The organism is Paenibacillus roseus, from assembly GCF_016424485.1.
Lineage (GTDB): Bacteria > Bacillota > Bacilli > Paenibacillales > Paenibacillaceae > Paenibacillus_D > Paenibacillus_D roseus.
In genome coordinates this window covers 260464-282538 of sequence record NZ_JAELUP010000103.1, presented here as the reverse complement: position 1 = coordinate 282538, position 22075 = coordinate 260464, and the positions used below count along the sequence as shown (strand labels likewise).

Sequence of the window (22075 nt, the reverse complement as noted above, 5' to 3'; positions counted from 1 at the left end):
TTATGTCCACAAAAAAATTAAAACCAGTCATCCTCGCCCGCATCCGTTGCCGCACTGCGCTGTGAAGGCTGAATATCCAGCACTTCTGCACCTTCTACCGCCGCCTCCACCATCATGTCCAAATCTGCAAGAATCGACTCAATTTTCTCTACGACCCGCAGGTTGGGATTGGTGCTCGGCGATTTGGGAACAAACAGCGTGCAGCAATCTTCGTAAGGGAGGATAGACGTTTCATACGTATCCAGTTTCTCGGCATAGGCGATAATGTCCTGTTTGTCCATCATGATGAGCGGACGCAGAAGCGGAAGATCGGCAACTCTGCCGATAACATTCAGGCTCGTAAGCGTTTGGCTGGCCACCTGGCCCAGACTGTCGCCGGTAACAATGGCCAGCGCGCCATGGCGCTGGGCAAGCTGCTCTGTAATCCGCAGCATGGCCCGTCGCATCAAGGTGATCATCAGGTTGTCCTTATTGATGCTGGCTAAGGCCGTCTGGATTTCAGTAAAGGGAACCAAATGCAGCTTGATGCTGCCGCTGTAAAAGGACAGCTTGCGAGCCAGCTCAATGACTTTGTCCCGTGCCTGTTCACTGGTGAACGGATAGCTATGGAAGTGGACCGCTTCAATTTCCAGTCCGCGGCGCATTGCCAGCCATCCAGCCACGGGGCTGTCAATTCCCCCCGAAAGCATCAGCATCGCCTTGCCGTTTGTCCCGTAAGGATAACCCCCGGCCCCAGGCATCACCTCGCTGAAAATATAAGCGGCCTCCTTGCGAACTTCCACACGCAACTCAATATCAGGCTTGTGTACATCTACGGAAAGCCACGGATGAGCCCTTAATACAAAGCCGCCGACAAGATTGTTCATCTCCTGGGAATTGTGCTCAAATTCCTTCCAAGCGCGACGTGCAGTTACTTTGAACGTACGTGGCGTTGAGTCAAAAGCCTTCATCGCTTTCAATGAAGCCTCGCGAATAGCTCCGAGCTCCGGCTCGCTTGTAATCACAGGGCTTAACGTAGCGATTCCGAACACGGACTGGAGTCGCTCGCAAACATTCCTGTACGGTTCCCCGTTCAAATGGACATAGATACGACCGTAATCCATAACCGCCTCTATACCTGGATAAGCCGCAAGTGCAGTCCGAATCTGGCTGAACATTCTTTTTTCAAAGCGGGAGCGGTTGCGACCTTTCAATGTAAATTCGCCAAAACGTATGATAATTAAATTATAGTCGATCAATTATTTATGCCTCCTTGCCGCAAGCGGCTCTAACTTCTCAACAACCACTCGCAGCCGATCAATGAGCCGATCAATGTCTTGCTCCGTATGCTCATCTCCTAGACTGATCCTCAGACTGGATACCGCTGCTTCATGCTCACAGCCCATTGCCAGCAACACTCTGCTCGGCTGATCTTTTCGCGAGGAGCAGGCGGATTTCGTAGAAATCACAATCCCCTCCAGTTCGAGAGCATGTACGATAACCTCCGGCTTTAGCCCCGGCAGGCTGCAACTTAGTATGTGGGGAGCTATTGTACCGGATGCCGCGTCGGCCCCATGAATGACAAGCCTCGGCATATCAGCCAGTCCCGAAGCAAGCCTGCTGCGCAGCCGCATCAATCGATTATAGCGTTCGTCTCTGGTTTGCACCGCCATTCTCAGCGCTTTAGCAGAAGCGACAATCCCTGCTACATTGGGCGTACCCGAGCGCAGTCCACGCTCCTGCCCGCCTCCCGACAACACAGGAACAAGCGAAACTCCTTCCCTGACATACAGCCAGCCGCTGCCCTTGGGACCTTGCAGCTTATGGGCAGATATGCTGTACATATCAACTTCCCAGCCTTTCAAATCAGTCGCAAGTTTCCCCGCAGCCTGAACGCCATCGACATGGAACAAGGTTTTCGGGAAGGCTGACAGCAACCGTCCAATTTCAGCGATCGGCTGAATAGCGCCGGTTTCATTGTTTACCTGCATGACGCTCACAAGTATGGTTTGTTCTGTCAAGACTTCGGCAAGTTTATCCACACTTATTCGTCCGTCCGCTTCAACAGGCAGATAAGTGACCGAGAAACCTTCCTCCTCCAATGCTTTAAAGGCTTCGTAGACGGAAGGATGCTCAATAGCAGTTGTGATCAGATGCTTGCCTCTGTGAGAATAAGCCTTGGCAGCCCCCTTTACGGCAAGGTTATTGCTTTCTGTCCCCCCTGAGGTAAATACCCATTCGTCCGCCTTTGTGCCATACAAGTCAGCAGCGAGCTGACGCGCACGCTGTATCAGTTTATCGGCCTCCAGTCCCATCAGATGAATGGAAGACGGATTGGCGTAGTTTTTCAGCATGACCTCCGATAGCGTGCGCACCACCTCAGGATGAGGCGGCGTTGATGAGCAGTGATCAAAGTATAGCATGTTGTGCTTCCCACTTTCGTTTCTATCGTTCAAATTTATATAATCCTGGACGGACATAAGCTGGGGAGGGTTCAAGTCTTGGCCTTGCTGCAAACAAAAGGATCAACGGACTGCAGACGCATAATGCATCCGAGCACGTGATCCCTGGAAAATAATGAGAGCATGAAACACTTAATCGCTTACAGACTGTATAGTCCTCTCGTCGTCAGCACCTTTTGAATGTAATTGCGCGTCTCTGAAGGAAGCTCCTGGAGCCTTTCGACTACATCCTCATCGTTGCGGATACCAAGTCGATCAATTCTGCCTGGACCTGCATTATAGGCAGCCAGCGCCGCCGCTTCATTGCCTTCATACTTGCGCAGCAAATAGGATAAATAACGTGTGCCGCCGTCGATATTTTGCACCGGATCAAAGGAATCCGTCACGCCCAGCCCGCGCGCTGTGCCATCCATAAGCTGCATTAATCCCTTTGCTCCAGATGACGATACGGCATTCGAATTGAAGGAAGACTCATTGTGAATGACGGATGCGATCAAGGATCGGTCTACACCATATTTATAACTAGCCTCGTCAATCAAGGCATCATAATTCGTGCTATCCTGGCGCAGCGTGGTACTCTGTGCCGCTATAGGAGCCCAGTTTGCCGCCGACAACGCCGCAAGCTGATCTTGAATGCTCGCTGCTCCAGTTGCTTCCGCACCTGCTGCGGATGGCTGAGATTGAATCAGTTGGTTCAGCAAGGTTTGAAATAATGCAGTCGGCGAACCGTCCTCTGCAGAAAAAATGTTGTCAGAAGCGGTTTTGTCAAGGTCCGCTGAAGGCATCCATTGCATTTGCAGCCATGTTCTCATGATGCGAGGATCAATGCTCATATCCAAACCTCCGTAGTCTGATCTTCGTTATTATTGTACACGTTTTGTTGTTGTGACACCAGTCTGTCTGCCCTAAACCTATTTGTAGCGAATATTCAGGTAATAATCGATTAAATCGCGAACGAGCATAAACACTTCGCCATTGGTCAAACTGTCGGGATTATCGATTTTTTCAAGCGTCTTCTCTTCCACCCAGCCAAGCTTATGCAATTCATCCAGCGCCTTGTTCTCCGGTGCAGTATGGCCCGTTGCATGGAAAATGATATAGGCCGCTTCATGAAGCGTTAACGGTTGGTTTCTAGGCTCATCGATCCCGCGAATCGCTTCCACCGGATCAACCGGGAACTGCTCCGGATGCTTTGACCGGATCTGTCTCATCATATTGACAAAACGCTGGGGGTTGGACGCTCCGTCCAAATCCCATTCCTTATTGGAATAGCTGCCCGAAGTCAGATTCAGGCTGGCAGCAGCGAGCAAACCTTTGTACGCCTTATGAGTCATATAGGGCGGAGAATTAAAATGCTTCATTGACAAATCCATCCCCTGCTTGGTCAGGCGAGCTCTCAGTTCTTTCATGAGCCGATCAGAACGGGACAGCTCGCGCAGACTGATATGATTCTCCTCAGCCAGTTTGATCGCCGCTCCTGCCGCTTCGCCTGTTGCCATACCCACAGGGATCACCCTGGCGCTCCCGTGGGGCAAAGTATCAAAACTGGCCGATCGGCCGACAACAAGCAGCCTGTCCACTTCCAACGGAACCAGACTGCCGAACGGAATGCCGTATTGCTCCGGGTTCATTAGAATCGTACCGATCTGACCGCTGCTGGTGCTTTGAATATCAATCGCATAGGAGCCATAGGCAATGGCGTCCGGATGGTCACGGTTTTCCATGACGTCAGCAAGCGTCAGCCGATACTCTCCCTTGATGTGTCGCGATTCCCTTATGTACAGTTCGGACGCTGTCCCTCCATAGGTCACATTCTTAAAAGCAGGGAAACGTTTTTTTAAAAATTCAACGATAAGAGGGGCCTCTTGCTGGCCAATCTCTATTCCCCGGCGCACAGATTCCGGGTCAAGCGGATTAATATCAAACAGTTGCATGGAGTTGATGAGCACCGAACCATCATTCTGCCTCCCGATATTTAAGGAGCGCATCTTGACCTTGGCTGGATCGGTCGGCTTGTATTCCCTCGCCTCGTGATAGCCCCAAATGCTCATCCTGTCGATTCTGGCATCGTGATGCCTCCCCATCTCCTCCCACACCTCTTGCGTTATGCCATTAAGCTTGAATACGAGCGTGGCGACCATCAGCGATTTGCGATCTCCGATATCTTCACGCCCCATCGTATAAGGAACTCCCGCGGCAGCAGCAATGTCCGCATCCTGGGTAGCATCGATAACCGCTTTTGCTCCAATTTCTCTTTGATTGCCATCCGCAAGGACAAAGCTGATCCCTGCAACGACCTTGCCGGAAGGGGGCTGCTTCACAATCGGCTTCATCGATTGGACATTCATAAGCAAATCCAGCCCTTGCTGGCGATTCACCATCCGGTAAAAGGCATTGGCCGCAGATACGACATCAAAGGAGGTCCCTTCGACCTGGCTATACCATTCTTGAAAAATGCCTTTATTTAATATATCGGGCTTGCCCAGAAAATTAAACAGTGTTTTTTTTCCCGGCGCGTAATTAAAATCAATGGTGTTTAGTCCGCCTTCTGTCATCAGCCCGCCCAGCATAGTACGGTCTCTGTCGTCTGCCAGCAATACGGTCTGGCCGTTGCGAGCCGCCGACAATGCTGCAGCAATGCCTTCCGGGTCCGTCCCCGTGACGATGACATCATAATGATCTGCAAGGTTTGAGACAGATACTGATTCAACGTTTAGCAAGGACTGCTTCGGATTCGGGTTGTTAAAATCGTGACGGACTTTCTTCCAATACCATACCCCGGTCCATATAACTGCGAGCAGAAAAATAATAAATCCGATAATGGCTAGTCGTTGCAATCGTTTTCGATTGATATTAATGCTAAAAACATCCTTTCTAGCAAAAATTCCCGGGCAGCAGAGAAGCCTGCCACCCGGGTAAATTTGGCTGTAAGCAGCTGTTTTCCGGTATTTTGTAAAAAGAAAGCAATGATTTGCTTTACCGAGTATCCCGTTCGAATAAAGAACGATTAGCTGAATGCGAAATATAAGGGAATCACAGCCAAATGTGTGACCATAGCGATAAACCCCAGCGAAATCGCCCAAACCCCCAATGACCCGCTGCCTTGACGATAAGCCATATAGCCAATTGCCGCTGAAGTAGCGCCTAGCAGAACAGGCCACAAGAACCAGGAAACAATCGCAAAGCATAAAGCGACGATACCAAGCGTCCTGGCGCCCCGGTAATCTCGCTCTGCCTCAACCTGTGCAGACCGCTGCGCAGTTATACGCTTCTGATGAGTAAAATCATACCCCTGAGAAGGAATGGATAACTCGGCTGAAGTCTCGGTATCGTGGCGTTTTCGGTAAGCAAGCAGCTTGCCGTATGACTTGGCTGATTTGTCCATATTGGTCAACTTTTGGGACGGAAGGTATGGCAGCAAGTGACAGAGGAATTCTCTGCCCGGTCATGATGATTGCTGCTCAAACCTTCCTCGGCAAATTCAGTGTCATAATGGGCGCTGGCATGCTGGTCGATATCAATACTAATTTGTTCCGCATTGCAAAGGTTCCCCTGCTTCCAGAATGAACAGTTGGATACGCTGCATTTGACGCCTTGTGGCATCGTCATCACCCCCCGTTAACAAGGTTCCCGTTAACTGTGGGGGCTATCCTTACTTATTTTTGCCGCTGCATGCGTTGCTGCGTCATATAGTCGTTTTCATAATAGGTCAAATCATCCCGAAGCTCTTCATATACATTGGACACGCCAAGTACAATGTCCCTGGCAGGCTGCACGGGCTTGAACAAGAAGCGAATTGCCTCCTGGCCTGTATATGCGTAACGTCCGTCTTCCGAATAACCTTCATTTTTTGGATAAAAATACGCGTTCACACACTGATGATATACCTCATACAAAGCACGCTCTGCGAATTCAGTATCAAAGTTGGGACGTCTCAGTGCGACACCAAGCTTCTCATAAGCTACCTCTGAGAATACAAGCAGATGACGAAGGTCGGATAACAGTCCTTTGTAAAATAGTTCCGCATTTTCCCCCTCTTGCTGCTGGCTGGATAAATCGGATAGTGAATAACCATTCAAAAAACTCTCAAGCTTTTCAATCGATACCTTTAATTTTTCTCTTGCGTCTTCACAAAGCTGCTTCACATTATTCGATGGCATCAGTATCAAAATCCCCTTTCGTCATTGCGAAAACACTTGGTCAACTTCACCAACAACATGGTACCACAAATTACATCGATATGGTACTGCAGATTGACTGGATTTCCGGTATATTTTCACTCATTTCATCTTACCCTAACGATACTTTACCACGAACAAATCGACACGGGAGGACAAACCAACATGCGACGAAAAAAAATGGCCAGGTGGTTCATGGCTTTGGCTGCACTGGCATTAATTATTCATATTGCTCCTATTTTTATCCCCTCTCCATCTGTGCCGCGTCAGACAGCGGAAGCACCCAAGCCGGCTCCCCTTGAGGAGAGAAAATTAAAGCTTGCTTCCTTGCAAAACGACATGGACAAAACCGCAATGCTCTGCCATGCGGAATGCCGCAAGCAAATGACCAAGGCCATTGCATTCACCGGCAATGATCAGAAGCGGCGAGCCTACATCCGTACAATGATGAAAGAACATCCGCATATGGAATATATGAGTTGGCAGGACAATACCGGAAGCAAGCCATATGGCGCCTTGCCTGCGGGAATGTCCGATCATGTAGAACAAGCCAAGGTTGCTGTAAAAAAGGGAAAGGAGTATCATTCAGGCACCTTAAAATTGAAAAGTGGAGCAAGGTACATGGTACTGGCTACCCCTGATCGAAAACATCCGGGCCACGGACTGGTCGGCGTTGTGAAACAGCATATTCTGGATCAGGTGGAGCAGCATCAGCTGCGCAATCTGCGACTTGTTCCTTATCCCCATGAAACGAAATATAAAACCAAGGCTGTTGAGCCGGGAACACTGCACCGTACAGAAGTCCATACAGGCGAGGATAATGGAGATGCCTCCCATTACCATACGAATGAGGTTGTTGTAAGGTTTCATCAGAATCCAAATCCGCAGCATATTCAGCAAATTCGCAAGGAAATAAATGCTGACCACGTGCATAAGCTCGGCTATACTTTCGTCTTCCGTTCCAAATCCATGAAGACCGAAGAGCTTATTCATTATTTCAAAAAAAACTATGATCCGCATTATGTGGAGCCGCATTATTTTTACATGACCAACTGGAAGATGAAGGCTGAACAACAAGAGATTCAGCCAATTATTCCGAATGACGCTTTGTATTCCCAATATCAGTGGAATTTGCCCTCAATCGAAACAGAGAAGGGCTGGAACGTGGAACGTGGAACGAATGAGATTGTTGTCGCGGTGCTTGATACCGGAGTTCAGGCGGATCATCCTGATTTGAAAGGCCAGTTGATGGAAGGCATTAATATTGTGGACAAGAATGCCAAGCCGGATGACGACGTTGGTCATGGCACCCATGTTTCCGGCATTATCGCTGCAGTTGTCAACAACGGCGAGGGCGTAGCCGGCTTGTCCTGGTACAACAAGGTGCTTCCCGTAAAGGTTTTGGATGCATCAGGGGCCGGCACAACTTATTCGGTTGCGGAAGGCATTATTTGGGCGACAGATCACGGAGCCAAGGTCATTAATATGAGCCTTGGCAACTATGCGTCGGCGGAATTCCTCCATGATGCTATAAAGTACGCTTATGATCATGATGTCGTGCTAGTAGCGGCCAGCGGAAATGACAATACAGACCGGCCGGGCTATCCTGCCGCCTACCCGGAAGTATTCGCTGTAGCGGCGACCGATACGAATGGACAACGTGCAAGCTTTTCCAATTACGGAGATTACATCGACGTTGCCGCTCCGGGAGCAAGCATCGCAAGTACCTATCCCGGCAGCCAATATGCGGCTCTGTCCGGCACATCCATGGCCAGCCCCCATGTTGCCGCGCTTGCCGCGCTGATCCGCTCCAAAAATCCGGAGTTAACAAACAAGGAAGTGATGCAGCTGATGCGGGATACAAGCACCGACCTTGGAGCTGTAGGCAAGGATACGTCCTTTGGCTACGGCCAGATTGATGTTGTGCGGGCGCTGAGCGCCGCTGTAGGCGGCTTGCAGCCGGAAGCGAAAGGCTCGCCTGCTCCTGGGGCCAGCCGGTTTTTACTTGGTGACATTACAAGGCTGATCCGGCAAAAACTGAATGAATGGACAGGGCTTTATTCACAATAGCCATAAGCGCTTAAATCTTATATTTTAAAAAAAGGACCATCCGATACATGATCCATACTCATGTTATCAGATGGTCCCTCTTTATAGGAACAACTTGCTTATGCTCAAAATTGTTCGTGACGGAAAGTTTGCCGTAAGCCGGGTTCTGTACCTGAAGTGGTCCGAACGGGAACGACCCTCCCACTGTTAGGCGACAATCATCTATCTAGATTTTCCATTGCTGAAAAATTCAAGCGACCAACCCGAACACGCTTCGGTGCCAAAGCCGCGGCGCGAAGCCGCTGTGTTCTCTTAGGTCTTGCTCCAGATGGGGTTTACCAGCCGTACTGTCACCAGTACCGCTCGTGGTCTCTTACACCACGGTTCCACCCTTGCCTGTGCCTGTACGCGTACAGGCCATCGGCGGTCCGTTTCTGTGGCACTATCCTTCAGCTCGCGCTGACTGGACGTTATCCAGCATCCTGCCCTATGGAGCCCGGACTTTCCTCCCGCAGTCTTAAAGCTGCCGGCGATTGTCTGTCAAACTTTCCGGTGCTTTGCTAGTATACTAGGAATTTGTGCAAAGCTCAAGTCCTGCAATTGAAAATGTTGTTGCCAATTGGGTCGCAATCCGGATTCACTTCAGCTTGGTCCGGCTTGCGATTTTATATAAACTGAAACACTTCGGTCGATAACGCAGAGGCCTCGACTTCTGTAGCATAACCCTTGTCCTCCAGCTTCCGGGCAAGCCACTGCGCTACACGAGGCTTCATCAATTTCTCAATGTTGTGCCCCGGATCGATAATCGCCAAACCCGCTGCCAGCGCATCATGAGCGGTATGGTAATCGATATCTCCAGTCACCAGCACATCCGCTCCGACAAACAGCGCCTTGTTCACATACCTCCCGCCAGAGCCACCTAGAACCGCCACTTTGCGCACTGGTTTATCCAGCTTGCCGACTACTCGTACAAAAGGCACTTCGAACACCTGCTTTACCTTCTCAACCAATTCCTCCAAAGTTGCAGCCTCAGGCATTCGGCCCACTCGCCCGAGTCCGAATGAGCGTCCCTTCAGATCCACAGCGTACAGATCATAGGCCACCTCTTCATAAGGATGCGCCTTGAGCATCGCCTGCACTACCTTGCGCCTGACCGACATCGGCACAATCGTCTCGATGCGCACCTCGGCCACTTGCTCAAGCTTGCCGCGCTCGCCAATAAACGGGTCTGTCCCTTCGCCCGGGAGAAACGTTCCCGTGCCGTCGATATTGAAGCTGCAATTGCTGTAATGTCCGATTTGTCCCGCGCCGTTCTTCCACATTGCCTCCAACACCTGCTTGTGGTGAGCCTTCGGCACGAATACAACAAGCTTGTACAACTGATCATTATGAACCTCTTCCAGATGGTCTCGGCCTTCAAGACCCAGCATTTCGGCCATCCAATCATTAATTCCGCCATCTGCGACGTCAAGATTCGTATGTGAAATGTAGACCGCAATATCATGCTTGATCAGCTTCTCGAACAATTTGCCCGCAGGCGTCGAGAAATCCAGCTTGGCCAGCGGGCGGTAAATGACAGCGTGATGAGCAATAATCAGATTCGCTCCTGCTGCAATCGCCTCATCGACAACCTCATCGGTAACATCAAGCGCAACCAATACTTTACTGACCGGCTTGTTAAGCGTCCCTACTTGCAGTCCGATCTTGTCCCCCTCTACCGCATAATGCTTCGGAGCCAGCTCCTCCATCATCTGAATTACAGTCTGTCCGTTTGCAAGCACGCAAGCACCTCCTTTAACTCATCTCTATCCCGCTGCAACTGCTTGAGCTTCTCTTGCGATTCTGCCAGTTCCGAGCGCTCCATTTGCCGGCTGATTTTTTCCAGCTTTTCAATTTCCCTGTTCCATTTGCGCGCCCAGATACCGTTGGCATCCGGCTTTCGCAGCAGCCAGGGGCCCATCACATACAACAGTTCACTACGAAGAACCTTGGCATAGGCGTTTTCCCAAAAGGACGGATCATAGAGCTGCTTATTGCGAACATCTGCGTCGGGCTCGCGGACTGCGTGCAAGATTTCGTAGGTCTTGCCGTCTTCCTCCAGGATCTCCTCCTCCTGCAAATACCAGCCGTTATTGAAGAGCCATCTTCTCACCAGCTCCTCTCCGACATTCGGCTGAAGCACCAGTTCCTGAACCCCTTCAAGCTTGCCTTGCAGTCTGCCGGCTTCTAAAATGTCCCGGATCAGTCCACCGCCCATTCCGGCAATTGTAATCGTGTCCGCCTCTCCGGGCTGGACTACTTCAAGTCCGTTGCCCTGCCTTACCTGAATTGCCTCTTCCAGTCTTGCACCCGCAACCTGTCTCCGTGCAGCCTCGTAAGGCCCTCCGTTAAGCTCCCCCGCAATGGCGGAGGGAGATTTGCCGCTTTGCAGCAAATAAACCGGCAGCAAGGCATGATCTGAGCCGATATCGGCTACCCGTCTGCCCTGTCCGACAAAATAAGCAATTCGTTCCAAACGATTGGATAAATTCAACATTTAAGCTACCCACGCAATCCATTTTTTTCGTAGGGAGAACAACAATACGCTCCCCAGTGTCATCTTGACCAGCAGTTGCACCTGAATCCAAAGCTGATTGTCCAAGAGCAAAATACTGTAAATTTCCGGCATAAACCATAAAATCGCAGCCATAACGAACAGAATCGCCGATGCTTGCTTTGACCAGCGCTTTACAAACCAGCTTCCCCAGGCATAAAGGAAAGAGGCCGGCATCCAAAACAACTGCACATCATACCATTTGGGAGCCGTTGTATGCTTGTACAGCACCAAAGCGTACACCATGATGGCTGCAATCCACCCGCATAAGTGGAGCAGCGGAATTCTTGCCGAAATGCCATAGGAAATCCAGAATAATGCGCACAGGCCCAGATATAAAAGCTCCCAATTGTGGCTCGACAGTGAATACAGATAAAAGATATAAAGTCCGCCGCCGAGCATGCACATCATTCCAAGCCCGATCAGCGCCAATCCTGAGGCTTCATGGCGCTTCCTCAGCTTCTGTCCTCGCCACAGCAGCGCCCAGGTCCCGAGAGCCACCGTAGCCATTTGCATTGCAGGGTGAAAATCGTTAAAATAAATGACAATACATCCGACCAGGGCAATGACAGCCATAACGCTGAACCATAGTTTGCCACTGGCCTGCTGCAAGGCGGCGGCTGCTCTGCCGTTCCATCCCGATGGAATTCGGTCCTTTGGCTCGTCCACATATAAGTTAAGCAGAAAATTGCAATATTGGTCAGGAAGAAGCTTGCTGCGCTGCCAGTGCTCAATTTCCTTAATAATGACTTTCCGTCGTTCCTGATTCATGATTTACAGTTCCTCCCCTGAAGAATAATAGAAATCTTCAAGCGTAAGCGGGCTGACTTGACGGGCAAAGTTTCGTTTCGCGGAAAAAAAGACCTTGCTGCCGGAAAGCAGAAGGTCCGTTAAAGGCTTTATTCCAGAAAATCCTTCAGACGTTTGCTGCGGCTGGGATGACGAAGCTTGCGCAATGCTTTGGCTTCAATCTGGCGAATCCGTTCTCTGGTGACGCCAAACACCTTGCCTACCTCTTCGAGTGTCCGGGTACGTCCGTCATCCAGTCCAAAGCGGAGTCTGAGCACATTTTCTTCGCGTTCGGTCAATGTATCCAGTACATCCTCCAACTGCTCCTTAAGCAATTCATAGGCTGCGGCGTCAGCTGGTGCAAGAGCCTCCTGATCCTCAATGAAATCACCCAGATGAGAATCATCCTCTTCCCCGATCGGTGTTTCAAGCGATACAGGCTCTTGAGCGATTTTCATAATCTCCCGAACTTTATCTACACTCAAATCCATCTCGTTGGCGATTTCTTCCGGCGTCGGTTCACGACCCAATTCCTGGAGGAGCTGTCTGGAGACACGTATAAGCTTATTAATTGTTTCGACCATATGAACCGGAATCCGGATTGTACGCGCCTGATCGGCGATAGCTCTTGTAATCGCCTGGCGAATCCACCAGGTAGCATAGGTGCTGAATTTAAAGCCCTTGGTGAAGTCGAACTTTTCAACAGCCTTGATCAGACCCATATTCCCTTCCTGAATCAAATCAAGGAACAGCATGCCTCTGCCCACATAGCGTTTGGCTATACTGACTACAAGCCGCAAGTTGGCTTCCGCCAGCCTGCGCTTGGCTTCCGCATCGCCCTTCTCAATCCGCTTGGCAAGCTCGATCTCGTCGTCGGCAGAGAGAAGCGGCACCCGGCCGATTTCCTTCAAATACATGCGCACCGGATCATTGATTTTAATTCCTGGCGGGAGCGCCAAATCATCTTCGAAGTTAAAGTCGTCATGCTCGCGATCATGGTCTTCTACGGAATGAGGCAAGTCTTCGTTCTCATTAACAACTTCAATGCCGATATCGTCCAGCTGCTCAAAAAACTCATCCATTTGCTCAGGGTCCTGATCAAAGGGGGAAAGCTTTTCTACAATTTCCTTATACGTAAGAGAAGCCCGCTTCTTCCCTTGTTCTATAAGCTGCTCTTTAACCAGTTCCAGCTTTTGTTCAGTTTCTAGTTCAGTATGCTGATCATTCGCCATATTCCGACTCCCTCCTCCCTAGAAACGCTCCTCCAGACCTTCGTTCAGCTGTATCTCTAGGGCAATAATCTCAGTAACTATTTGTGCTGCCAGCAGATGGTTGCCAGAACGCTCCGCACGGGTCCATTCTTCTCGCCGCTGCTCAAGCAGACGCAGTTTCTGCTCTTTGCGGATAACCTTTACATAATCATGAAGCAGTTGATCATCAAATGGAGTATCTTCCATCATAAGGATAGATGCTGCTGCCCTTTCAAGACGGTCATCCTGCAACGTAGCAATAAAGCGGCTCACATCCGGACCATTGCCCTGCGCGTAATAAGCGTATAAATAAGCAGCGAGTGCAGCATGATCCTCGACAACAAACGCGTCTCCCAACCGGTCATAGACCATACCGGCGATATCGGCATCCTGCAGCATGATCTGCAGCAGATGACGCTCGGCTTTTTGATAGGCTGGAAGCACCGGCGGGGGGCCAGCTGAACGGCGTTTTTCATTCATACCATTATTCCACGAAAAAGCGTTATTATCCCCATTCGACTTATTTTTTTGCATTTGCTCGCGAACCTGATGACAGTTTTGCTTCAAGGTATCCAGCGAAATGTCAAATTCAAGGGACAGCTCTTTCAGATAAAACTCACGCTCAATCGCGGAGTCATGCTGGGCGATCAGACGAACCGCCTCGATGACGTAATTTTTGCGGCCTTCTTCTTCTACCATTGTATGGCTTTTTCTTGAATATATAAGTCTAAATTTCAAAGGTGATACAGGCTGGCTCATCACTTCCCTGATGAATGCCTCGGGTCCCTTGTCCTTAATGTAATCATCAGGGTCCAGGCCCTGGGGCAGGACAGCAACGCTGGTCTTGAGCCCGGCCTTCTCCAGCATCGGGATCGTCTTGAGCGCGGCCGCTTGTCCAGCCTTGTCCCCGTCATAACAGACGACAACCTCCTGTGCAGCGCGCCGGATAATCTCGACATGCTCTTCTGTAAGCGAGGTGCCCATCGTCGCGACGCCATTGCGCACACCGGCATCCCATGCCTTGATCACATCCATATACCCTTCGAACAAAACGAGCTTGCCTGACTTCTTGATTTCCTGTCTGGCATGGTGGAAATGATAAAGACTCTTGCTTTTATTAAATAATATCGTCTCGGGTGAATTCAGGTACTTGGGCTGTCCTTCACCCATTAAACGACCCGCAAAACCGATGACTTTCCCTTCTCGATCCCATAGCGGAAACATGATTCTCCCGCGAAACCGATCCACATGCCCGGAACCGTCATTTTTGGGCAATAGCAAGCCGCCCCGTTCCATTAGCTCCAGATCATACTCTCGCCTGCTCAAGAAGTTGGTCAGCGTATCCCAACGCTCTGGCGCATATCCGATCATGAAATGGTCAATCAGCTTGTCCGTCAACCCGCGCGATCTCAAATAATCTTTGGCCTCAATGCCAAATTCCGTATTGTTCAAAAGATGATGGTAAAGCTTGGCCGTAAGTTCATGAGCTGCAAGCAAACTGCTGCGATCCCGCTGATACGGAGTATCCGACTGGTGCTCGGAGGCCTCCCAATCTACCGGTATTCCCGCTTCTAATGCAAGCGTCCGAACGGCCTCGGGAAAGGAATAACCCTCCAGCTCACTGACAAACTTGATTACGTCTCCGCCCTGTCCGCATCCGTAGCAATAAAACAGCTGCTTCTCAGGTGTAACGGTGAAAGAAGGCGTCTTTTCCGAGTGGAAGGGGCACAAGCCTTTCATATACTTCCCCTGCTTGACCAGATGGACATACTTCCCGACCGTTTCTACTATATCATTGCGCTGCAAAACCTCTTTAATTACAGAATCAGGAATACCCTTCTGAATCTTAATCACCTTCAGTCAAATATAAGTCCTTCATAAGAACTCGCTTATAATCGGCTTATATTTCCAATAGAAGCAAAGTTTAACAGAGTATGGAACAGCGCTTCACTTCATAGGCATGTATTATTATTCGCTAAAGCTCATCAATCTCCTGCCGCTGTATTAAAACTTTTGTCAGCTTTTGTTGAAACCGGCTCCGATCTTCCGAAGTCAGAGCTTTCGGTCCTTTCGTCTTTCCGCCCGCACGCCGGCGCTTCGCCTGTTCGTGACGGCGCTCCAGAAGAAAATCCATCATATCCCCATCATACCGTTGTCCACGGTTGGACAAAGTGATTGCGCCTTTCCCCAAGGCGATCGCAGCCAATCCGAAATCCTGTGTAATGACGATATCCCCGCGCTTTACATAATTGGAGATGTAAAGGTCCACGGACTGGTCGCTGCGGTCTACTTGAACCGTCTGCACGCCTTCTTCCTGCTGGAGAACATGATCATAAGAAGCAACCATCAGCACCGGTACTTGAAAACGGCGGGCTGTTTCTATGATCTCCTTTTTCACAGGGCAGGCATCGGCATCTACTATAATTGTTGCTACCCTTGGTTCCACTCCTGCATCACCGCTATTTCCGGGTAAACTTTGACACCTTGTTTCGCCTAGAACATAAAGTCATTCATAAAGGTAAGCTTCTAAATGTCTATATTTCGATGAAAAATTCAAAAATCCTGCCAATGCTATTTGATATGCTCCATAATCAGGCTGGCCGTCTCTTCCACCGCACGATGGGAGACATCAATTACGAGACAGCCGATTCGCTTCATAATGCTTTTTGCATAGGCCAGTTCCCGCTCGATTCTCTCTGGCATAGCATAGGAGGCATTATCAGGAAGACCCAACGCTTTAAGACGCTCCTTGCGTATGACATTAAGGTAATGCGTATCAATTGTCAGCCCGATGACCTTGGTATTCGAAATAGAAAACAATTCATCCGGCGGCTTGATTTCCGGTACAAGCGGGACGTTGGCAACCTTGAATTTGCGATGCGCCAAATACATGGACAGCGGGGTCTTGGATGTTCGCGATACGCCTACCAGTACGATATCAGCCTTGCACACACCGCTCGTATCCTTCGCGTCATCATACTTTACCGCAAATTCCACTGCCTCCACCTTCCGGAAGTAGTCGGCATCCAACACATGATTCAGACCCGGCTCATGCCGCGACATGCGGCCAATGCGCTGCTCCAGGCTGCCGATGAGCGGACCTAGCAAATCAACTGCAACCACGCCCAACTCTTCGCTAAGCCGCAGAATGCTGCTTCGCAGATGAGGAATGACCAGCGTGTACAAAATAATTGCCTGTTCGCTCTTGGCCTGCTGCACAACCCGCTTGACGGTCGATTCATCCTGGATGAAGGAATAGCGACGAATTTCAGAGTAGACCGGGTGGAACTGGGCGATTGCCGCCCTGACCACCATTTCCCCGGTATCTCCGGCTGAATCCGAAGCCACATAGATGATCACATCTCTTGATGAAGGTTCATTGCTCATGAATAGCCCTCCTCCGTTTGACTACCACACTAGCTTGGAGAAATCAGCAAGCTTCAGCACATCGCCTGCAATCGCAGCCAAGGTTGCGAGTCGGTTGCGCTTGACAGCCTCATCCTCCGCCATGACCATTACTTTGTCAAAATAAGAAGTTATCGGCTCTCTAAGCGTTGCGAGCCGATTCAGCGCTTCCTTGGCGTCATCTGCGGCAATCGCTTTCGTTACAGCCTCATGAGCCTGTTCCCATGCCCGATACAACTGATGCTCGACTTCTTCCACAAACAATGCAGGATCAGGCGACGCACCCTCCGCCTTGGACGCCAGGTTGCATACGCGGTTGAATGCGTCCGTTGCCAGCTTGAACTCCTCTTTGCCCTCGCCCGTTGCGCTGGCAAATACCGCCGATGCGCGCTCGACCGTGAACCGGAGCCGCTCATAGCCGGCTGCCATAGCCGAATCAATGACATCGTAGCGGATACCATGCTCAGCCAGTACATTTTTCACGCGCAGAGCAAAAAAGTCATATAAATCTTTACGTATTTCCAAACGCTCCCGTTTCATTCCTCTTGCCTCATGAACGTTCAGCGCCAGATCGAACAAATCGCCGAGCGGCAATTTAAAGCCATGAGCGATAATAATCTGCACGATACCCGCCGCTTGTCTGCGCAGCGCATAAGGGTCCTGGGAGCCTGTCGGAATAATGCCAATGGAGAAGCAGCCGACAATCGTATCCAGTTTGTCAGCAAGCGATACGAGCGCTCCCGTCACAGTTCCTGGCGCCGTCTCTCCTGCAAAGCGCGGCTGGTAATGCTCGAATATACCTCTTGCTACCGCCTCGCGCTCGCCTGCCTTGCGGGCATAGTCTTCACCCATTACACCTTGAAGCTCAGGGAACTCATAGACCATTTGCGTTACAAGGTCGAATTTGCAAATTTCCGCCGTCCGGCTTACATCAGCCGCAGTTTGCTCATCCACTTCAAGCTTGCCGGCGAGCGCTTCTGCCAACGCCCGAATCCGGCGCACTTTATCTGCTGTCGTGCCCAAATCCTCATGGTATACGATTGTCTCCAGCTTGGAGAGCGCGTCGCTGATCGCCAGTTTCTGATCCTCGGCATAAAAGAACTTCGCATCGGACAGACGCGCGCGCAGCACCTTCTCATTGCCTTTGGCAACCTGCTCGATGGATGTCCGGTCCCCGTTACGAACGGTAACAAAATATGGCTGCAGCGTACCAGCCTTGTCCATAACCGGGAAGTAGCGCTGATGCTCACGCATCGATGTAATCAGCACTTCCTGCGGAATGGCCAGGAAGGTGGAATCAAACGAACCGAACAACACGTTCGGATACTCAACGAGGAACAATACTTCTTCCAGAAGGTCCTCTTTCACAGCAATCTGCCAAGCCTTTTCCGCCGCCAGCCCGTGAATCTGCTTCAGAATCAGGGCGCTGCGCTCAGCTACATCTGCGATAACATGCTGTTTGCGAAGTTGCTCCACATATTCCGAAGGCAGCGCAACTAAAGTCTCTTCCCCCAAAAAACGATGCCCGCGTGTGGCATTTCCGGTTGTTACGCCTGTTATTTCAAATGGAATAATGTCCGCACCGAACAAGGCGACCAGCCAGCGAATCGGTCTGACGAAACGAAGCTCGTGATTGCCCCAACGCATATTTTTGGGGAAGGACATTGACAGAATAATCGACTTCAATCCTTCTGCGAGCACTTCGGAGGTTGCCGTACCGATACTGCTCTTATTAGCGTAAATATATTCCACGCCCTGCAGTTCCTTGAAGAACAGCTTTTCCGGTTCCACGCCCTGGCTGCGAGCAAATCCAAGCGCTGCCTTGCTCCAGTTTCCCTGGTCGTCCAGCGCGATTTTCCGGGATGGGCCTTTTACTTCCTCGTTAATATCGCTTTGTCTCTCTTCCGCATCGCGAACAAGAACAGCCAGCCTTCTCGGCGTCGCATAGGCACTGATTTCGCCATGAGCAATCCGGGAGTCTCGCAGCCACTTCTCGGTTTTCTCCTTTAGTTGGTTCATTGCGCCGCGCACGAAGCGGGCCGGAACCTCCTCCAGTCCAATCTCCAGCAAAATGTCCTTAGCCATTTTGTACCACTCCTTTCTTCAGCAGCGGGAATCCTAGCCGCTCGCGCTCCTCCAGATAAGTCGCAGCACACGCACGGGCGAGATTTCTAACCCGCATAATATAGCCGGTTCTCTCCGTTACACTGATTGCCCCTCTTGCGTCCAGCAGATTGAACGTATGAGAGCATTTCAGCACGTAGTCATAAGCCGGGAATACAAGGTTATTTTCAAGCGTCTTCCTTGCTTCCTCTTCATACATATTAAACAGAGAGAACAGCATTGCCGCATCCGATGTTTCAAACGTATATTTGGAATGCTCAAATTCCGGTTGCAGGAATACATCCCCGTAGGAAACGCCATCAACCCACTCCAGATCGAATACATTTTCCTTATCTTGAATATAGGATGCCAGACGCTCCATACCGTACGTAATCTCCACCGCTACCGGAACAGCGTCAATCCCTCCTACTTGCTGAAAGTAAGTAAATTGGGTGATTTCCATGCCGTCCAGCCATACTTCCCAGCCCAACCCCCAGGCGCCAAGCGTCGGCGACTCCCAGTTGTCTTCGACAAAACGGATATCATGATGAGCCGGATCGACGCCAAGTCGGCGCAGACTCTCCAAGTACAGCTCCTGAATATTGTCCGGTGACGGCTTCAAAATAACCTGAAACTGGTGATGTTGATATAGACGGTTCGGGTTCTCCCCGTAGCGGCCATCGGCAGGACGTCTGGAAGGCTCTACATAAGCGACATTCCATGGCTCTGGGCCAATTGAACGCAGGAAAGTCATCGGGTTCATCGTGCCCGCACCTTTTTCAACATCATAAGGCTGTACAAGAATACAATTTTGCTCTGCCCAAAACTGCTGAAGCGTTAAAATCATACGCTGAAAATTCATGGCTTCACTCTCCAATTTAAATTTAAATATGCAAGGCCTTCAGCAGACTAGAAACAACAAAAAGCTCCCGTCCCTACATCTGCCTAAACAGACATAGGGACGGGAGCTGTACCCGCGGTTCCACCCTACTTGGCTCTTTTGGAAAATTACAGCCGCATACCGCCCGGCTCCCGCAAGAAACCCACTTTTTTACATTCGTTCGCACTCCGGAGTACCTTTCACTGCAGGCTTGCCCGGGCTTGCACTATTCCCGGTCGCTGATATTAGCAAGTTCCCTAGCAACTACTCTCTCCATCACTGTCCGATATTCAATAATAAAATATCATAGCCAATTTTTATACGGATGTCAAACAAAAGGCTCTCTCTCCAATTGGTCCAAAAAAGCGCGTGATTTCAACTTTAAACCCAGATGGGTATCCATCAGCAGCCGCATGCCTTCTCGCAATTCTTTCTTGGTCGTATCCTTCACCTGGATATTGCCGAGCCTTCGCATATCGAGCTGACGAAACAACCGGAGCAGTTTGTTAAAACCTTCACTTGTCGGCAGCCTCGAAGGGTCTTTGGAGAAGCAGCGGTGGCACAGGAGTCCGCCTAGCCGGTAGCTGAGGGCAAAGGTACCTGTCACTTCCCCGCAGTTGACGCAGGCGCTCATCTCCGGCGCATAGCCGGCAGCCTCAAGCACTTTCATTTCAAATAAATGCGTCACGATCTGCGGGTCTTTTCCCGCTTCCAGACCGGTCAGGCAAGCCTGAAGCTGTTCATATAGATAAGAGCCTGCTTCATCATCCTGGAAGGCCCTGTCTATCAGCTCTACTGCATAGGATGCATAGGCAGCCATAAACAAATTTTCACGTAAAACATGATGAGAATCAATGATCTCACCATGATTTAAAGTGCCCAGACCTGTGCCTTTCTTGAAAAATCCAAACTCGCCCTGTGTAAACAACTGAGCCAGTGAGCCGTAGCGGCTTCTCAGTTTTTTCGCCCCACGAATCATAATCCCTACTTTGCCATGGGTGCTTGTGAGGACATTCACAATCTTGTTGCCCTCGCCATAATCCATACTGCGGATTACGATCCCCTGTACCCGATAAAGCAACAGTCTTCGCCTCCAACCGCCGCTTGCGACAATCCCTTTGCCACTTTAGCTCTCGAGCAAGAACGAATCAAGAGAATGAAGCCTCATCCTCCAGCATTCCTTCCTCGACAGCAGCATCCTCATGCTGCTCTGCATCGGCCTCAGAAAGCCGGCCCATCTCACGATACAGCATAAAAGCATCTACATCACCGGTTTTCATAAAATACGTCCACGATAAATGTCTCATTGGTGTATTCATCCTTTCCCCTGGTCATGCTGCTCAATGGTCATAGGATGTGAAGAAACGGCGGCTGCTATCCTTAAGAAGCGTAGGTAAAAAGAGGGCGGCATAAAATAAAGAATGAATTAAATATGCAAATCAATCATGTCTAAAACCGAGGTCCTTCAAGACGCGATCCTGGTTCCGCCAATCTTTTTTGACCTTGACCCACAGTTCCAGGAATGTCTTGGACCCAAGCAGATTCTCAATATCATGCCGAGCCAGCTTGCCTACTTCTTTCAACAGGGCGCCTTTTTTGCCGATAACAATGCCCTTCTGGGAATCGCGTTCAACATAGATGACTGCGCCGATGTAGACGACCCCGTTATCCTTTACCTTCATATCCTCGATTTCAACGGCAACCGAATGAGGAATTTCCTCACGGGTCAAATGCAAAATCTTTTCCCGAATCAGCTCTGCGCATACGAATTGCTCAGGATGATCCGTAATCTGATCCGCTGGATAATACTGCGGCCCTTCCGGCAAATATTGCACAAGTTGATCCAGCAAGGTTTGTACGTTATTTCCCTGGAGGGCGGAAATAGGCACGATCTGCGCGAAATCATGCAAGCCTTTGTATTGCGAAATGATCGGCAGCAGCGCTTCCGGGTGGATCTGGTCGATTTTATTCAGGCACAAAATAATCGGCGTATCGGTCTGTTTCAGCTTTTCAATAATGAAACGGTCGCCACCGCCGAGTCCTTCCACGACATCAACCAGGAACAAAGCCGCATCTACTTCCTTTAGCGCATTATCAGCAGCACGCATCATAAAATCACCCAGCTTGGAGGTCGGCTTGTGAATGCCTGGCGTGTCCAGAAACACAATTTGTGCTGCATCCGTGGTGTAGACGCCATGAATTTTGTTGCGTGTCGTTTGCGGCTTGTCCGACATAATCGCAATCTTCTGCCCGATAATCTGATTGACCAGAGTTGATTTTCCTACATTTGGGCGTCCGATAATGGCTACAAAACCGGATTTGAATTTGTTCGTATTGTTTGTTGTCATAAAATAAATTACTGCTCCTTTGGAAAAAGTCCGAAGACG

At 50.1% G+C, this 22075-nt stretch carries 20 protein-coding genes and 1 other RNA gene; 1 reads left to right on the top strand and 20 read right to left on the bottom strand.

Going from position 1 to position 22075, the window contains the following annotated elements:
- Positions 1–17 precede the first annotated feature (17 nt).
- The 7 genes from thiI to JFN88_RS18135 all read right to left on the bottom strand — a co-directional run bounded on the left by thiI (position 18) and on the right by JFN88_RS18135 (position 6601).
- Positions 18–1235: a tRNA uracil 4-sulfurtransferase ThiI gene (gene thiI, locus JFN88_RS18160; RefSeq protein WP_199021299.1), complete on the bottom strand. Its 1218-nt coding sequence runs from the start codon at positions 1233–1235 to the stop codon at positions 18–20.
- A gap of 3 nt (positions 1236–1238) precedes the next feature.
- Entirely contained in the window at positions 1239–2435 is a 1197-nt protein-coding gene (locus JFN88_RS18155) for a cysteine desulfurase family protein (protein WP_332908503.1), read from the bottom strand.
- Between the two features lie 146 nt (positions 2436–2581).
- Positions 2582–3274, bottom strand: coding sequence for a lytic transglycosylase domain-containing protein (locus JFN88_RS18150; RefSeq protein ID WP_199020706.1), 693 nt, complete (start codon positions 3272–3274; stop codon positions 2582–2584).
- Positions 3275–3352: 78 nt separating this feature from the next.
- Positions 3353–5278, bottom strand: coding sequence for an FAD-dependent oxidoreductase (locus JFN88_RS18145; protein WP_233168025.1), 1926 nt, complete (start codon positions 5276–5278; stop codon positions 3353–3355).
- Positions 5279–5448: 170 nt separating this feature from the next.
- The gene (locus tag JFN88_RS24680; RefSeq protein ID WP_233168023.1) at positions 5449–5826 is read right to left on the bottom strand and encodes a hypothetical protein; all 378 of its coding nucleotides are present in this window, start codon (positions 5824–5826) and stop codon (positions 5449–5451) included.
- A 5-nt stretch (positions 5827–5831) separates the two neighbouring features.
- The gene (locus tag JFN88_RS18140; RefSeq protein ID WP_199020704.1) at positions 5832–6044 is read right to left on the bottom strand and encodes a DUF1540 domain-containing protein; all 213 of its coding nucleotides are present in this window, start codon (positions 6042–6044) and stop codon (positions 5832–5834) included.
- Between the two features lie 53 nt (positions 6045–6097).
- Positions 6098–6601 (bottom strand): YpuI family protein, encoded by a 504-nt coding sequence (locus JFN88_RS18135; protein ID WP_199020703.1) that lies wholly within the window; start codon positions 6599–6601, stop codon positions 6098–6100.
- A gap of 183 nt (positions 6602–6784) precedes the next feature.
- Between JFN88_RS18135 and JFN88_RS18130 the strand changes: the two genes are divergently transcribed.
- Positions 6785–8689 (top strand): S8 family peptidase, encoded by a 1905-nt coding sequence (locus JFN88_RS18130; protein WP_199020702.1) that lies wholly within the window; start codon positions 6785–6787, stop codon positions 8687–8689.
- Positions 8690–8808: 119 nt separating this feature from the next.
- Here the strand turns inward: JFN88_RS18130 and rnpB are convergent.
- The 13 genes from rnpB to era form a co-directional block, all read right to left on the bottom strand.
- An RNA gene (gene rnpB, locus JFN88_RS18125) (RNase P RNA component class A) lies at positions 8809–9217 on the bottom strand.
- Positions 9218–9333: 116 nt separating this feature from the next.
- A complete protein-coding gene (locus JFN88_RS18120) occupies positions 9334–10449 on the bottom strand; it encodes a Nif3-like dinuclear metal center hexameric protein (RefSeq protein WP_199020701.1) in 1116 nt (371 codons plus the stop codon).
- Positions 10425–11204, bottom strand: a complete 780-nt coding sequence (locus tag JFN88_RS18115) for a tRNA (adenine(22)-N(1))-methyltransferase (protein ID WP_199020700.1) — start codon at positions 11202–11204, stop codon at positions 10425–10427. The genes JFN88_RS18120 and JFN88_RS18115 overlap by 25 nt, the downstream gene beginning before the upstream one ends.
- Entirely contained in the window at positions 11205–12032 is an 828-nt protein-coding gene (locus tag JFN88_RS18110) for a hypothetical protein (RefSeq protein WP_199020699.1), read from the bottom strand.
- Positions 12033–12160: 128 nt separating this feature from the next.
- Positions 12161–13282: an RNA polymerase sigma factor RpoD gene (gene rpoD, locus JFN88_RS18105; protein WP_199020698.1), complete on the bottom strand. Its 1122-nt coding sequence runs from the start codon at positions 13280–13282 to the stop codon at positions 12161–12163.
- A gap of 18 nt (positions 13283–13300) precedes the next feature.
- Positions 13301–15106 carry a DNA primase gene (gene dnaG, locus JFN88_RS18100; RefSeq protein ID WP_233168021.1) on the bottom strand — a complete coding sequence of 602 codons (1806 nt, stop codon included), beginning with the start codon at positions 15104–15106 and terminating at the stop codon, positions 13301–13303.
- A gap of 169 nt (positions 15107–15275) precedes the next feature.
- The gene (locus JFN88_RS18095; protein ID WP_199020697.1) at positions 15276–15746 is read right to left on the bottom strand and encodes a YaiI/YqxD family protein; all 471 of its coding nucleotides are present in this window, start codon (positions 15744–15746) and stop codon (positions 15276–15278) included.
- 125 nt (positions 15747–15871) lie between these two features.
- Positions 15872–16687: a pyruvate, water dikinase regulatory protein gene (locus JFN88_RS18090; protein WP_199020696.1), complete on the bottom strand. Its 816-nt coding sequence runs from the start codon at positions 16685–16687 to the stop codon at positions 15872–15874.
- A gap of 21 nt (positions 16688–16708) precedes the next feature.
- Positions 16709–18790: a glycine--tRNA ligase subunit beta gene (gene glyS / locus JFN88_RS18085; protein WP_199020695.1), complete on the bottom strand. Its 2082-nt coding sequence runs from the start codon at positions 18788–18790 to the stop codon at positions 16709–16711.
- The gene (glyQ, locus tag JFN88_RS18080) at positions 18783–19670 is read right to left on the bottom strand and encodes a glycine--tRNA ligase subunit alpha (protein WP_199020694.1); all 888 of its coding nucleotides are present in this window, start codon (positions 19668–19670) and stop codon (positions 18783–18785) included. Before glyQ ends, glyS begins: the two co-directional genes overlap by 8 nt.
- A 346-nt stretch (positions 19671–20016) precedes the next feature.
- Positions 20017–20769 carry a DNA repair protein RecO gene (gene recO, locus JFN88_RS18075; protein WP_199020693.1) on the bottom strand — a complete coding sequence of 251 codons (753 nt, stop codon included), beginning with the start codon at positions 20767–20769 and terminating at the stop codon, positions 20017–20019.
- A gap of 67 nt (positions 20770–20836) precedes the next feature.
- Complete coding sequence (locus JFN88_RS18070) at positions 20837–20995, bottom strand: YqzL family protein (protein WP_199020692.1); 159 nt, start codon at positions 20993–20995, stop codon at positions 20837–20839.
- A 132-nt stretch (positions 20996–21127) separates the two neighbouring features.
- A complete protein-coding gene (gene era, locus JFN88_RS18065) occupies positions 21128–22036 on the bottom strand; it encodes a GTPase Era (protein ID WP_199020691.1) in 909 nt (302 codons plus the stop codon).
- Between the last annotated feature and the right edge of the window lie 39 nt (positions 22037–22075).

Excerpts from the sequence above, each read along its gene's own strand:
- JFN88_RS18150 (WP_199020706.1), bottom strand. The coding sequence starts at position 3,274 with ATGAGCATTGATCCTCGCATCATGAGAACATGGCTGCAAATGCAATGG.
- JFN88_RS24680 (WP_233168023.1), bottom strand. The coding sequence starts at position 5,826 with ATGGACAAATCAGCCAAGTCATACGGCAAGCTGCTTGCTTACCGAAAA.
- JFN88_RS18140 (WP_199020704.1), bottom strand. The coding sequence starts at position 6,044 with ATGCCACAAGGCGTCAAATGCAGCGTATCCAACTGTTCATTCTGGAAG.
- JFN88_RS18135 (WP_199020703.1), bottom strand. The coding sequence starts at position 6,601 with ATGCCATCGAATAATGTGAAGCAGCTTTGTGAAGACGCAAGAGAAAAA.
- JFN88_RS18130 (WP_199020702.1), top strand. The coding sequence starts at position 6,785 with ATGCGACGAAAAAAAATGGCCAGGTGGTTCATGGCTTTGGCTGCACTG.
- JFN88_RS18115 (WP_199020700.1), bottom strand. The coding sequence starts at position 11,204 with ATGTTGAATTTATCCAATCGTTTGGAACGAATTGCTTATTTTGTCGGA.
- JFN88_RS18110 (WP_199020699.1), bottom strand. The coding sequence starts at position 12,032 with ATGAATCAGGAACGACGGAAAGTCATTATTAAGGAAATTGAGCACTGG.
- rpoD (WP_199020698.1), bottom strand. The coding sequence starts at position 13,282 with ATGGCGAATGATCAGCATACTGAACTAGAAACTGAACAAAAGCTGGAA.
- JFN88_RS18090 (WP_199020696.1), bottom strand. The coding sequence starts at position 16,687 with ATGAGCAATGAACCTTCATCAAGAGATGTGATCATCTATGTGGCTTCG.
- glyS (WP_199020695.1), bottom strand. The coding sequence starts at position 18,790 with ATGGCTAAGGACATTTTGCTGGAGATTGGACTGGAGGAGGTTCCGGCC.
- glyQ (WP_199020694.1), bottom strand. The coding sequence starts at position 19,670 with ATGAATTTTCAGCGTATGATTTTAACGCTTCAGCAGTTTTGGGCAGAG.
- JFN88_RS18070 (WP_199020692.1), bottom strand. The coding sequence starts at position 20,995 with ATGAGACATTTATCGTGGACGTATTTTATGAAAACCGGTGATGTAGAT.
- era (WP_199020691.1), bottom strand. The coding sequence starts at position 22,036 with ATGACAACAAACAATACGAACAAATTCAAATCCGGTTTTGTAGCCATT.